A 12,488-nucleotide genomic window follows, 5' to 3' on the forward strand; every position below is an offset into this window, starting at 1 on the left:
AGCAACCACCAGACCAGTCGCGTTGCACACCGTGGCGCGAGCACGTTCGAACTAGCAAGGGGTAGCCGTCCGATGGCAACGTACGCGATCGTCAAGACCGGCGGTAAGCAGTACAAGGTCGCTGAGGGCGATCTCGTCAAGGTCGAGAAGATCGAGGGTGAGCCCGGCACTGCTGTCTCGCTTGCTCCGGTCCTCGTCGTCGACGGAGCCGAGCTGACCACCGACGCCGACAAGCTGGCGCAGGTCACGGTCACCGGCGAGATCGTCGAGCACACCAAGGGCCCGAAGATCCGCATCCACAAGTTCAAGAACAAGACCGGCTACCACAAGCGCCAGGGTCACCGTCAGAAGCTGACGGTCCTGAAGGTCACCGGCATCAAGTAATTCGGGCTTCCGCTTCAAACCCCAGGAGGGTTCGTCATGGCACACAAGAAGGGTGCATCCAGCTCCCGCAACGGTCGCGATTCGAACGCCAAGCGTCTCGGCGTCAAGCGCTTCGGCGGCCAGGCCGTCAGCGCCGGTGAGATCCTGGTGCGCCAGCGTGGCACCCACTTCCACCCCGGCGTGAACGTCGGTCGTGGCGGCGACGACACGCTCTTCGCGCTTGCTGCCGGTGCCGTCGAGTTCGGCACCAAGCGTGGTCGCAAGACGGTCAACATCGTTCCGGTCGCGGCAGACGCCTGATCTGCCGTCCGAATCGGACACCGCGAAGGTCTCCTTCGCACATACTCCCAGTAGGGGCGGACCAGGGTCGCACACCCGGGTCCGCCCCTACTGTTTTCGGACCATCGGCAGCGCGGTGGTCCCGGCACGACTCCGGTGATCCCGGCACAGCGGGAGCACCGGCCGACACAACAGTTCCACCATTCGACGGAGGTCCACCCATGTCCCGCTTCATCGACCGGGTGGTGCTGCACGTCACCGCCGGCAAGGGTGGTAACGGCTGCGCCTCCGTCCACCGGGAGAAGTTCAAGCCGCTCGGCGGCCCCGACGGGGGTAACGGCGGAAACGGCGGCAACGTCGTGCTCGAGGTGGACGAGGGTGTCCACACCCTCCTCGACTTCCACTTCCACCAGCACGCGAAGGCCACGAACGGCACCCAGGGCGCGGGCAGCAACCGCGACGGCGCCAACGGCGGCGACCTCGTGCTGAAGGTGCCCGACGGTACCGTCGTGCTCGACAAGGACGGCCGGATCCTGGCCGACCTGGTCGGCTCCGGCACCCGCTTCGTCGCCGCGCACGGCGGCCGCGGAGGTCTCGGCAACGCGGCCCTGGCGTCGAAGGCCCGCAAGGCCCCCGGCTTCGCCCTGCTCGGCGAGGAGGGGGAGGAGCGCGACCTCGTCCTCGAACTCAAGTCCGTCGCGGACGTCGGGCTGGTCGGTTTCCCGTCGGCGGGCAAATCGTCCCTGGTGTCGGTGCTGTCCGCGGCCAAGCCGAAGATCGCCGACTACCCGTTCACCACCCTCGTCCCCAACCTCGGGGTCGTGCAGTCGGGCGACACCACGTTCACCGTCGCCGACGTGCCGGGCCTGATTCCCGGTGCCAGCGAGGGCCGCGGGCTCGGCCTGGACTTCCTGCGCCACCTCGAGCGGTGCGCTGTGCTGGCCCACGTCGTCGACTGCGCCACGCTCGAGCCGGGCCGCGACCCGATCTCCGACATCGATGCGCTCGAGGCCGAGCTGGCCGCCTACCGGCCGGCGCTGTCCGGCGACAGCAGCCTGGGTGATCTCGCCGACCGTCCCCGCATCGTCATCCTGAACAAGGTCGACGTGCCCGACGCCGCCGAACTCGCGGACTTCGTCACCCCGGATCTCGAGGAGCGGGGCTGGCCGGTGTTCAGGATCTCCGCCGTCAGCCGGGAGGGGTTGCGGCCACTGACGTTCGCGCTGGCGCGAATGGTGGAGGAGTACCGGAAGGCGCATCCGCCGGCGGCGCCGCGACGGCCCGTCATCCGGCCCGTCGCCGTCGACGAGACCGGGTTCAGCGTCGTTGCCGATCCCGAGACGCCGGGCGGCTTCATCGTGCGCGGCACCCGGCCCGAACGCTGGGTGCGGCAGACCGCATTCGACAACGACGAGGCCGTCGGCTACCTCGCGGACCGGCTGGCCCGCCTCGGTGTCGAGGACGAACTCGTCAAGCAGGGCGCCGAACCGGGCGCGTCCGTCACGATCGGCGACGTCTCCTTCGAGTGGGAGCCGCAGACGCAGGCCGGCGTGGACGTCGTGCCCACCGGACGCGGCACCGACGCCCGCCTCGACCAGGTCGATCGCGTCGGGGCGGCCGAACGTCGCCACGCCAAGAAGGTGCGACGCGGTCTCGCGACCGACGACGAGTTCTGACCACCTCGAACCAGAAGCAGGAGATCGTGAGCGATACCCGGGAGGCCGTCGCCGGCGCACGCCGCGTCGTGGTGAAGATCGGCTCGTCCGCCATCACCAGCCTGGTCGGCGGACTGGACCGGGACCGACTCGACCGTCTCGTCGACGCGCTCGAGGGGCGCATGCGCGGCGGCTCGGACGTCGTGGTGGTGTCCTCCGGTGCGGTCGGTGCCGGACTCGCCCCGCTCGGCCTGACCGTCCGGCCCCGTGACCTGGCCACCAAGCAGGCCGCGGCCAGCGTCGGGCAGCTCGCCCTCGCCCACGCGTGGGGTACCTCCTTCGCGCGGTACGGCCGCACCGTCGGGCAGGTGCTGCTCACTGCCGACGACATCGCGCGACGCACCCAGCATCGCAACGCCCAGCGCACCCTCGACCGGCTGCGCGCGCTGCACGCCGTGCCGGTGGTCAACGAGAACGACACCGTCGCGACCGCCGAACTGCGCTTCGGTGACAACGACCGTCTCGCCGCGCTCGTCGCGCACCTCGTCGGGGCGGACGCGCTGATCCTGCTCTCCGATGTCGACGGCCTCTACGACGGCGATCCCCGCAAGGGCGATGCGCACCTCATCGCGGAGGTGACGAGCCCGGAGGACCTCGACGGCGTCGTCGCGGGGTCCGGGGGCGCCCTCGGCACGGGCGGGATGGCCTCGAAGCTGTCCGCGGCGCGACTGGCCGCCGACTCGGGGGTGCCGGTGCTGCTCACCGCCGCGTCCCAGGCCGACCGCGCCCTCGGTGCCGCGGATGTGGGGACCGCGTTCGCCCCCCGGCCCGACCGGATGTCCGCGCGGCGATTCTGGGTGCGGCACGCTGCCGACACCCACGGCACCCTGCACCTGGACGCGGGCGCGGTGCGGGCAGTGGTCGAACGGCGCCGTTCGCTGCTCGCGGCGGGCATCACCGGCATGAGCGGTCGCTTCCACGGCGGGGACGTGGTGGCGCTGGTCGGTCCCGACGGTCGGACGGTGGGGCGCGGAGTAGTGGCCTACGACGCGGCCGAACTGGACTGGATGATCGGGTTCTCCACCCGGCAGCTGCCGGCGGACCTGCAGCGGCCGGTGGTGCACGCCGACGACCTCGTGACGCTGTAGAGGCGGGCGCTCACCGGACCGGTGCGGCAGCCGGCGATCCGGCAGCGAGGGCCGTGAGCACCTCCGAGCACCCGGCGTCGACCTTCACCGTGGCCAGCGCATCGCCCCGGGTGGTGCCCCGGTTGACGATGCCCACGGGCTTGCCGAGTTTCGCGGCGTGCCGCACGAAGCGCAGTCCGGACATCACGGTGAGCGAGCTGCCGACCACGAGCAGCGCATCCGCCTCGTCGACGAGCGCGAACGCGCGCTCGACACGTTCGCGAGGCACCGATTCACCGAAGTACACGATGTCCGGTTTGAGCATTCCCCCGCACCGCTCGCAGTCCACCGGGCGGAAGCTGTCGGTGTCGTCGACGACCGCATCGGCGTCCGGGGCCACCTCGAGGCCCGTCGTCCCCCGGACCCGGTCGAGGAAGCCCGGATTCGCGGCGGCGAGTTGCTCGGCGAGGGTGAACCGCGAGAGCCGGTGGTTGCACGCCAGACAGCGCACCTGCGCGTAGCAGCCGTGCAGGTCGATCACCCGCCGGCTGCCGGCCTTGGTGTGCAGCAGGTCCACGTTCTGGGTGAGGACACCGAGGACGACGCCGCGCCGTTCGAGCGCGGCGAGGGCACGGTGCCCGGCGTTGGGCCGCGCGGAGTCCATGTGCCGCCACCCGACGTGGTTGCGCGCCCAGTAGCGGCGCCGGAACTCGGGATCGCCCACGAACTGCTGGTAGGTCATCGGGTTGCGGGGTGGCGCGCCGGGACTGCGGTAGTCCGGGATGCCGGAATCGGTGGAGATCCCGGCGCCGGTGAGCACGCACAACCGCCGGCCGTCGAGCAGGTGGTGCAGCGGTTCGATCACCCCGCCCAGGATAGCGGTGCGTCAGTACCCGGCGCTCGGGTCGACGACCGCGGCGAGGTCGAGGCCGGCCGCGAAGCGCGTGACGTTCTCGGTGACGTGCTCGGCGAACGCGGGGATGCGCAGCGCCGGGGGATTGGAATCGTGTGGCGTGATCATGGCATTGCGCAGGGACCACAGGGGGTGCCCGTCCGGCAGCGGTTCGGGATCCGTGACGTCCAGACCGGCGCCCGCGATGACACGGCGGCTGAGAGCATCCACCAGCGCGTCGGTGTCGACGAGGCTGCCGCGGGCAACGTTGATCACCCACGCGGTGGGCTTCATCGCGGCGAGTTCGTCGGCCCCCACCAGCTGCTCGGTCTCAGCCGTGGCCGGGGCGGCGATTACGAAATGATCTGCGCGGGACCATACTTCGTCGATCCGTGCGACGGGGACGGTCTCCACGGCGCCCGGGACCGGACGGCCGCTACGGGTGACCGCGAGCGCCTGCGCGCCCAGCGCGCCGAGCATGGGGATCAGGGCCCGGCCGATGCCCCCGGCGCCGATGATGCCGACGGTGGCGCCGCGCAGGGTTCCCAGCTGGGGGTAGAACACGCCCGGCGTCCACGACGTCGCGGCCAGATGGTCGGGCAGCGCCCGCACCCCGGCGAGCAGCAGCATGAGCGCATGCTCGGCGACCGTCGCGGCGAACGCCCCGGCAGCCGACGTCCACGTCACCTGGGGGTGAGCGCGGATGATGCCGGCGTCGAGCCAGTCCTCCACGCCGGCGGCGGGTAGCTGGACCCATCGCACCGACGTCGGCAACGCCGCGGGGAACTCGTCCGATCCGCCGGTCCAGACCACCGCGTCCGGGTGGTCGTCGAACCCGCATACGCGACCGCCGCCGGCCCCGATCGCCCGGTCGAACACGATGTCCGGGGCGGGGCCGACGGCGATCCGTGGCTGTCGCTCGTAGGTCATGGATCCGACTCTAGGCGCGAAGGGCCGGCCGGTCACACGCTGCGGGCGCTCAGACGACCTCGACGAGGGGGTACACGCCGTTCTCGTCGTGGACCTCCCGGCCGGTGACCGGCGGGTTGAACACGCAGAACATGCGCATCCGGGTGTCGGGCTCGACCCGGTGCCGCTCGTGGCCGTCGAGCAGGTACATCGTGCCGGGCGCGAGCGGGTACACGGTGCCGGTCTCGAGGTCGGTGAGCGTGCCGGTGCCCTCGATGAGCCACACGGCCTCGACGTGGTTGGCGTAGTGGAACTCGTTGACGGTGCCGGCCTCGATCGTGGTCTCGTGGAACGAGAAACCGACCTTGTCGCCGCCGAGCACGATGCGCTTGCTGCGCCAGTTGCCGTTGTCCGACGTGATGTCGCGGTCGGTGCCGGTGATTTCTTCGGTGGTACGGACGATCATGGGCAGGTCCTTCCGGTGCTCGTCTTCGCGTGCGGGGTTCGACGGTGGCCGGGGCTCAGGCCCGGACCACCGAGGTGGCCTCGCACAGGATGTTCAGGCCGTGCTCGAGCTCGTCGTCGCTGATCGTCAGCGGCGGGAGCAGCTTGACGACTTCGTCGGAGGGGCCGGAGGTCTCCGCGAGCAGGCCCTGCTCGAACGCCAGGGCACACACCTTCTGCGCGTCGCTCGGCTCGTCGAACACCAGGCCCTGAACCATGCCGCGGCCGCGGGTGGAGACGCCGTCGAACATGTCGGACAGGTTCATGAAGGTCTGCCGGATCCGCTCGCCCTTGCGCAGCGTGTCGCGCTCGAGACGGTCGTCGGCCCAGTAGTGCTGCAGCGCCTTCGCCGCGGTGACGAACGCCGGGTTGTTGCCGCGGAACGTGCCGTTGTGCTCGCCCGGGCCCCACACGTCGAGTTCACGCTTGAACAGCGTCAGCGCGAGCGGCAGGCCGTACCCGCCGATCGACTTCGACAGGGTCACGATGTCCGGGGTGATCCCGGCGACCTCGAACGAGAAGAACGGGCCGGTGCGGCCGCAGCCCATCTGCACGTCGTCGACGATGAGCAGGATGTCGCGCTCGGCGCACAGGTCCGCGAGGGCTCGCAGCCACTCGGGACGGGCGACGTTCACGCCACCCTCGCCCTGCACGGTCTCGACGATGACCGCCGCCGGGCGGTTCAGGCCGCTGCCGGAGTCGTCGAGCACGCGGGAGAACCAGTGGAAGTCCTCGGTGACGCCGTCGAAGTAGTTGTCGAACGGCATGGGGGTGGCATGCACCAGCGGCACGCCGGCCCCGGCCCGCTTCATCGAGTTGCCCGTCACCGACAGCGCACCCAGCGTCATCCCGTGGAACGCGTTGGTGAAGTTGATGATCGACTCGCGACCGGTGACCTTGCGGGCGAGCTTGAGGGCCGCCTCGACCGAGTTGGTGCCCGTGGGGCCGGGGAACTGGACCTTGTAGTCGAGGCCGCGCGGAGCCAGGATGTGGCTCTCGATCGACTCCAGCAGTTCCCGCTTGGCGGGGGTGGCCATGTCCAGGCCGTGGGTGATGCCGTCGCCCATGATGTAGTCCACGAGCGCGGTCTTCAGAATCGGGTTGTTGTGCCCGTAGTTGAGGGCTCCCGCACCGGCGAAGAAGTCGAGGTAGTCCTTGCCGTTCTCGTCGCGGATCCACGATCCGGATGCCGTTTCGAACACGGCCGGCCAGCCACGGCTGTAGCTGCGCACCTCGGATTCGAGGTGATCGAAAATGCTGTGCTTGGCGGGGGTTTCGGGGTGCTCCAGGATGGTCATTCCTCGTCCTCCTGCGGCGAATTCGTTTTCGCCGGTCGTGTATTCATTCGCCGATCGTGTAGAGATCCTCGGCCATGTGTGAATCGGGAAAATCCGAAGGGGTGAACAATTCGCTCCGGGTGATGCGCAGTCCGCGTCGCCGGGCGAGCGCGGTGAACATCGCGATCGATGCCTCGTTGTCCGGGCTGACCGTCGTCTCGAGCCGGGTCACACCGGCGTCGGTGAGTCGGTCCCACAGGCTGTCGAGCATCCGGCCCGCGACGCCGCGGCCCCGTTGGTCCTGGTCCACGGCCACCTGCCAGACGAACAGCGTGTCCGGTGCCTCCGGACGGCGGTAGCCGCTGACGAAACCGACCGCCTCGTCGTCACCAGCGGTGGCGACCACCGAGGTCGCCGCGAAGTCGCGGCACCACAGCACGTACGCGTAACTGGAATTGACGTCGAGCACTTTCGAATCGCGCGCGATCTGCCACATGCGAATTCCGTCGGAAATGCGCGGTGCGCGGAAATTCGGCTCGGCAGGTGCGTTCACCGTTTCGGCAGGCGCGGTGGGCGGGGTACTTCTCGGTGTCACAGGCGTCATAAGCGGTCTCGAACCTAACAACTTCGCGGGCGGGATTCACCCGCCTTGTCGGAATCCGTCACCGGATACCCCGCCTCCGTGCAGGTGAGACGCGGGTGTGAGAAGGATCACTCGATGTAGCGCCCGGACCGGTCGCGGCGATTATTTCGGGCTCGCGAGAGCCAGCGGGAGCACCGCGGACGCACCCGCGCGGAGCAGGGTCCGGGCCGCCATCGTCAGCGTCCAGCCGGTGTCGGTGACCGCGTCGACGAGCAGGATCGGCCCAGAGTTTCCGTGGAGGTCGGGGCTCTCCCACGCGTCCACGAGGCCGGCGATCCGGTACGCCGAGTTCGCTGCCGTCACCGCGGGCCGGCCGGGCCGGGCACGCAGCACGCCGAGATCCTCGAGCCGGCCCAGCTGCGCCAGGCGCGTCGCGAGGGAACCGACCAGCAGGGGCCGGGTCGCCGACTCCAGGGCCATCACCGCGGTCGGCCGCTGCGCCCAGTCCCATGCTCGGAGCACGTCCACGGCGGCCTGCACGACCGCATCGGGCACCGGCGCGTCCGGGCCGTCCAGCAGCGCCCGCAGCCGCGGCCCCCATCCCAGGTCCGACAGCCGGCCGAGGACCCGCCCCGGCTCGGGTCCGTCGGTGATCTTTCCGGACAGCGCCACGCCGAGCTTGGCCATTCCGGTCGGCCACTGCCGCCGCGGCGGTAGGTCCACCCCCGGCCGATCCAACCGGGCCCGCACCCGGCCCAGTTCGGTGTCGTCGACGTCCGCCGACCACCGGGCCCCGCAGCAGTTGTCGCACCGACCGCAGCCCGCGGTCTCGGATGTCAGGCCGGGATCGTCGAGCTGGGTGCGCAGGAACACCATCCGGCACCCGGTGGTCCGCTCGTACTCGAGCATCGCCTCCTGCTCGGCCGCACGCGCCTGCTCGAGCTTGGCGTACCGGTCGGCGTCGTACTCCCACGGCGCACCGGTGGCGATCCAGCCGCCCTTGACCCGGCGCACCGCACCGTCCACGTCGAGCACCTTGAGCACCATCTCCAGCCGGGACCGGGTGAGGTCGACCAGCGGCTCGAGGGCCTGCGTGGACTGCGGCCGCTCCGGCTCGAGCACCTCGATCACCCGCCGCACCACCTCCTCCCGCGGGAAGGCCACCGACGCGAACCAGCTCCAGATCTGCCGGTCCTCGGGACCCGGAAGCAGAATCACCTCCGCGCGCTCGGTCGCGCGCCCCGCGCGCCCGACCTGCTGGTAGTAGGAAATCGGCGACGACGGGGCTCCCAGGTGCACGACGAACCCGAGATCCGGTTTGTCGAAGCCCATGCCCAGGGCCGAGGTGGCGATCAGCGCCTTGACCCGGTCGCCGAGCAGGTCCGCCTCGAGCTGTTCCCGCTCGGTGGGGTCCGACTGCCCGGTGTATGCCGCGACGGTGTGACCGTGCTCGGACAGCAGCGCGGCCAGGTCGTGCGCGGCCGACACGGTGAGGGTGTAGACGATCCCGGACCCGGGCAGCTCGTCGAGGTGCTGGGCGAGCCACGCCGCCCGGCGGGCGGGCTCGTCGATCCGCAGGACCGACAAGTGCAGCGACGGCCGGTCGAGGCCCCCGCGCAGTACGAGGGTCTCGCCCCGGCCCTCCCCGACGCCGAGTTGTGCCGCCACGTCCGCGACGACGCGGTCGTTCGCGGTCGCGGTGGTCGCGAGCACCGGGATGCCCTCGCCGAGGTCGGCGACGAGGGTGCGGATACGCCGGTAGTCCGGGCGGAAGTCGTGGCCCCAGTCCGAGACGCAGTGCGCCTCGTCGACCACCACCAGCCCGGCGTCGCGGGCGAGCGACGGCAGCACCTGGTCGCGGAAGTCCGGATTGTTCAGTCGCTCCGGGCTGACGAGCAGCACGTCCACCGCGCCGTCGGCGACCTGCCGATGGATCTCTTCCCACTCGGTGACGTTGCCGGAGTTGATCGTGGCGGCATGGACACCCGCGCGCCGCGCCGCCTCCACCTGGTTGCGCATCAGGGCCAAAAGGGGGGAGACGATCACGGTCGGCCCGTGCCCGCGGGCACGGAGCAACTTGGCGGAGATGAAGTAGACCGCCGACTTGCCCCACCCCGTGCGCTGGACGACCAGCGCTCGCCGGCGATGCACCACCAGTGCCTCGATGGCGTTCCACTGGTCCTCGCGCAACCGGGCCCCGGGTCCGGCGAGATCGCGGAGCAGTCGTTCGGCGTCGTCGCGTAGATCCGTGGTGGCGGTGCTCATGGGACCCATCGTGCCGGACGGTGACGACATCGGGGCGCCGGCGAGGCCGGCGGTGGTGTCCGCTTCGGGGACGAACGTGCCCGGTTCCGCGACGAACGGGGTCGTTCCGGCGGCGAACGACCCGTCGGGCCGGTCGGGATGCCGCGTCCCGTCCCCGCGTGGACGCGGGACGCCGTTCGCGTCGGGACCGTCGGCGTCCCAGCCGCCCGGAGCCGGGAGCGGTGCAGTCGCGATGGTAGGACCGGCTGCCGCACAGGCACTTTCGGGCACCGTCGCGGGGGCGGCGTGCGGCCGCGTGGATCCGGTGGGGTGGCCTGCGGCGGGGGAGTGGTCCGCGCCCCAACCGGCCGATCGCTGTGACGGAGACTTCGTCGACCGCCGGGCATGCTCGTACCCTGTTCGCTATGCAGACGCAGTTCCTCCGCCCCGCATCCGACTCTTCCCCGAGCCGAATCGACCACCCGGCGTTCCGGCAGAAGGTCGTCTCCGCGGAGGAAGCCGTCCGCTGGATCCAGCCCGGCCACACCGTCGCCATCAGCGGCTTCGCCAGCGCCGGCACGCCGAAGGCGATCACCCCCGCGCTCGCGGAACGCATCGGGGCGGCCCGCGCGGCCGGCACCGACTTCACGGTCAACCTCCTCACCGGCGCGTCGGTCTCCGCCGAGACCGAGCGGATGCTGTCCGAGGTGGCCGGCATCTCCCTGCGGATGCCGTACCAGGCCGAACCCACCGCCCGCCGCAACATCAACAACGGCCGGATGGACTACGTCGACATCCACCTGTCCCACGTCGCCCAGCAGGTCTGGGAGGGCTACTACGGACACGTCGACGTCGCGGTCGTCGAGGTCTCCGGCGTGACCGAGACCGGGGAACTGATCCCGTCCGCGTCGATCGGCAACAACAAGACCTGGCTCGACGTCGCCGAGAAGGTGATCCTCGAGGTCAACTCGTGGGTTCCGGCCGCGATGACGGGCATCCACGACGTGTACTACGGCACCGCGCTGCCGCCGCACCGCAAGCCGATCATGCTCACCGACGTCGAGGACCGCATCGGCCAGAGCACGTTCCGCGTCGACCCCGGCAAGGTCGTCGCGGTCGTCGAGACCCATGCCCGCGACAGCGCCAGCCCGCTGACCCCGCCGGACGCGGTGAGCCGGGCGATCGCCGCGCACGTGCTCGACTTCTTCGAGCACGAGGTCTCCCGCGGACGGCTGCCCGCGGATTCGCTCCTGCCGCTCCAGTCCGGCATCGGCAACGTGGCCAACGCGGTCCTCCAGGGTCTCGACGCCGGACCCCACAAGGGGCTGACCTGCTACTCCGAGGTCATCCAGGACGGGATGCTGCACCTGATCAAGCACGGCACCGTCCGCTTCGCGTCCGCCACGTCGCTGGCGTTGAGCGAGGCCGGGATCGACGAGCTGGTGTCCAACATCGACTTCTACCGCGAGCACATCGTGCTGCGTCCGCAGGAGATCAGCAACCATCCCGAGATCGTGCGCCGCCTCGGCATCATCGCCATGAACGGCATGCTCGAGGCCGACATCTACGGCAACGTCAACTCCACCCACGTCATGGGCACCAAGATCATGAACGGGATCGGGGGATCCGGCGACTTCGCGCGCAACGGCTACCTGTCGATGTTCCTGAGTCCGTCCACCGCGAAGGGCGGGAGCATCTCGTCGATCGTGCCGATGGTGCCGCACGTCGACCACACCGAACACGACGTGCAGGTCCTGGTCACCGAACAGGGACTTGCGGACCTGCGCGGGCTGTCGCCGCGGCGCCGGGCGCGGGTCGTCGTCGACAACTGCGCCCACCCGGACTACCGGGACATGTTGCACGACTACGTCGACCGGGCCGAGGCCGTGCCGGATGCGGGACACACCCCGCATCTGCTCGGCGAGGCCCTGTCCTTCCACCAGCGTTTCCTGGAGACGGGATCCATGCTGGCGCAGTGAATCCCGCGGGTCGCCGACCGGCGTCAGCCGCCGGCGACCGGCGCGGGATCGATCGGCTGCTGGGGCAGCGACTGCGTGACCGCCGCCGACACCGTCTGCAGCGGAGTCGGACCCGAACCGTTCGGCACCGTCAGCGCCACGTACACCGGCCGGTCCACGACGAACCACGTGCTCGCGTCGATGCCCTCCGCGGCGCCGGACACCTCGAACCACTGGACGCCGTCGACCACCTGCAGCGCCGCCGCGCGATCGAACTCCGCGGGCCGCTCCAGTCCGCACCGCAGCACCACCGGCTCGCCCTCGACGGGCTGCCACGCCGCGGCGCCCGCGGGGGCCGGGTCCGTCAGCTCCGCGCGGCGCAGGTCGCCGACCTCCTCGGGCAACGCTCCCAGCAGGGCCGCGCACTCCGGTGACTCGGCCTGCGGCGCCACCACCGGTCCCAGCGCCACGGGCGCCAGTTCCGGGGTGCGGTTCGCCAGCACCGCCGCCACCACGATGCCGATCAGCAACGCCACCGGCAGCGCGACGGCCGTGGCGACGAGGGCGGGGCTGCGGCGGTGCTCGTCGTCGCCGGACGTGCCGTCGGGATCGGGGTCGGGGGAGACTGTCGGCTCGGTCATGATCTCTCGGAGTCGGGGAACGGTAGCGTGGTCGA

The 12,488-nt window shown here is 70.8% G+C and carries 12 protein-coding genes; 5 read left to right on the plus strand and 7 right to left on the minus strand.

The features are described from left to right. Nucleotides 1-72 precede the first annotated feature (72 nt). The 4 genes from rplU to proB all read left to right on the plus strand — a co-directional run bounded on the left by rplU (nt 73) and on the right by proB (nt 3,466). Nucleotides 73-384 (plus strand): 50S ribosomal protein L21, encoded by a 312-nt coding sequence (gene rplU / locus ACWPQI_RS09635; RefSeq protein ID WP_003939076.1) that lies wholly within the window; start codon nt 73-75, stop codon nt 382-384. 36 nt (nt 385-420) lie between these two features. Beyond that, on the plus strand, nt 421-684 hold the full coding sequence (gene rpmA, locus ACWPQI_RS09640; protein WP_003939075.1) for a 50S ribosomal protein L27: 264 nt from the start codon (nt 421-423) through the stop codon (nt 682-684). A 200-nt stretch (nt 685-884) separates the two neighbouring features. Further along, nucleotides 885-2,339, plus strand: a complete 1,455-nt coding sequence (gene obgE, locus ACWPQI_RS09645) for a GTPase ObgE (protein WP_010592808.1) — start codon at nt 885-887, stop codon at nt 2,337-2,339. Nucleotides 2,340-2,365: 26 nt separating this feature from the next. Then, nucleotides 2,366-3,466 (plus strand): glutamate 5-kinase, encoded by a 1,101-nt coding sequence (proB, locus tag ACWPQI_RS09650; RefSeq protein WP_010592807.1) that lies wholly within the window; start codon nt 2,366-2,368, stop codon nt 3,464-3,466. Between the two features lie 10 nt (nt 3,467-3,476). Here the strand turns inward: proB and ACWPQI_RS09655 are convergent, their stop codons facing one another. The 6 genes from ACWPQI_RS09655 to ACWPQI_RS09680 form a co-directional block, all read right to left on the minus strand. Continuing rightward, nucleotides 3,477-4,310 (minus strand): NAD-dependent protein deacetylase, encoded by an 834-nt coding sequence (locus ACWPQI_RS09655; protein WP_064066182.1) that lies wholly within the window; start codon nt 4,308-4,310, stop codon nt 3,477-3,479. A gap of 21 nt (nt 4,311-4,331) precedes the next feature. Beyond that, nucleotides 4,332-5,267: a D-isomer specific 2-hydroxyacid dehydrogenase family protein gene (locus ACWPQI_RS09660; RefSeq protein WP_017680520.1), complete on the minus strand. Its 936-nt coding sequence runs from the start codon at nt 5,265-5,267 to the stop codon at nt 4,332-4,334. Nucleotides 5,268-5,316: 49 nt separating this feature from the next. Further along, nucleotides 5,317-5,712 carry an ectoine synthase gene (locus ACWPQI_RS09665; RefSeq protein ID WP_010592804.1) on the minus strand — a complete coding sequence of 132 codons (396 nt, stop codon included), beginning with the start codon at nt 5,710-5,712 and terminating at the stop codon, nt 5,317-5,319. A gap of 55 nt (nt 5,713-5,767) precedes the next feature. Continuing rightward, nucleotides 5,768-7,048 carry a diaminobutyrate--2-oxoglutarate transaminase gene (gene ectB, locus ACWPQI_RS09670; protein WP_010592803.1) on the minus strand — a complete coding sequence of 427 codons (1,281 nt, stop codon included), beginning with the start codon at nt 7,046-7,048 and terminating at the stop codon, nt 5,768-5,770. A 43-nt stretch (nt 7,049-7,091) separates the two neighbouring features. Next, complete coding sequence (gene ectA / locus ACWPQI_RS09675) at nt 7,092-7,631, minus strand: diaminobutyrate acetyltransferase (protein ID WP_026137701.1); 540 nt, start codon at nt 7,629-7,631, stop codon at nt 7,092-7,094. Between the two features lie 141 nt (nt 7,632-7,772). Next, nucleotides 7,773-9,875 (minus strand): RecQ family ATP-dependent DNA helicase, encoded by a 2,103-nt coding sequence (locus ACWPQI_RS09680; protein ID WP_026137702.1) that lies wholly within the window; start codon nt 9,873-9,875, stop codon nt 7,773-7,775. A gap of 404 nt (nt 9,876-10,279) precedes the next feature. On the opposite strand from ACWPQI_RS09680, the gene ACWPQI_RS09685 reads away from it, so the two are divergent. Then, complete coding sequence (locus ACWPQI_RS09685) at nt 10,280-11,833, plus strand: acetyl-CoA hydrolase/transferase family protein (protein WP_474738780.1); 1,554 nt, start codon at nt 10,280-10,282, stop codon at nt 11,831-11,833. A gap of 23 nt (nt 11,834-11,856) precedes the next feature. Here the strand turns inward: ACWPQI_RS09685 and ACWPQI_RS09690 are convergent, their stop codons facing one another. Then, the gene (locus ACWPQI_RS09690; RefSeq protein WP_010592799.1) at nt 11,857-12,453 is read right to left on the minus strand and encodes a DUF3515 domain-containing protein; all 597 of its coding nucleotides are present in this window, start codon (nt 12,451-12,453) and stop codon (nt 11,857-11,859) included. Nucleotides 12,454-12,488 lie beyond the last annotated feature (35 nt).

The sequence above is a fragment of the Rhodococcus sp. LMD genome, assembly GCF_056108245.1.

Excerpts from the sequence above, each read along its gene's own strand:
- rplU (WP_003939076.1), top strand. The coding sequence starts at position 73 with ATGGCAACGTACGCGATCGTCAAGACCGGCGGTAAGCAGTACAAGGTC.
- rpmA (WP_003939075.1), top strand. The coding sequence starts at position 421 with ATGGCACACAAGAAGGGTGCATCCAGCTCCCGCAACGGTCGCGATTCG.
- obgE (WP_010592808.1), top strand. The coding sequence starts at position 885 with ATGTCCCGCTTCATCGACCGGGTGGTGCTGCACGTCACCGCCGGCAAG.
- ACWPQI_RS09660 (WP_017680520.1), bottom strand. The coding sequence starts at position 5,267 with ATGACCTACGAGCGACAGCCACGGATCGCCGTCGGCCCCGCCCCGGAC.
- ACWPQI_RS09665 (WP_010592804.1), bottom strand. The coding sequence starts at position 5,712 with ATGATCGTCCGTACCACCGAAGAAATCACCGGCACCGACCGCGACATC.
- ectB (WP_010592803.1), bottom strand. The coding sequence starts at position 7,048 with ATGACCATCCTGGAGCACCCCGAAACCCCCGCCAAGCACAGCATTTTC.
- ectA (WP_026137701.1), bottom strand. The coding sequence starts at position 7,631 with ATGACGCCTGTGACACCGAGAAGTACCCCGCCCACCGCGCCTGCCGAA.
- ACWPQI_RS09680 (WP_026137702.1), bottom strand. The coding sequence starts at position 9,875 with ATGAGCACCGCCACCACGGATCTACGCGACGACGCCGAACGACTGCTC.
- ACWPQI_RS09685 (WP_474738780.1), top strand. The coding sequence starts at position 10,280 with ATGCAGACGCAGTTCCTCCGCCCCGCATCCGACTCTTCCCCGAGCCGA.
- ACWPQI_RS09690 (WP_010592799.1), bottom strand. The coding sequence starts at position 12,453 with ATGACCGAGCCGACAGTCTCCCCCGACCCCGATCCCGACGGCACGTCC.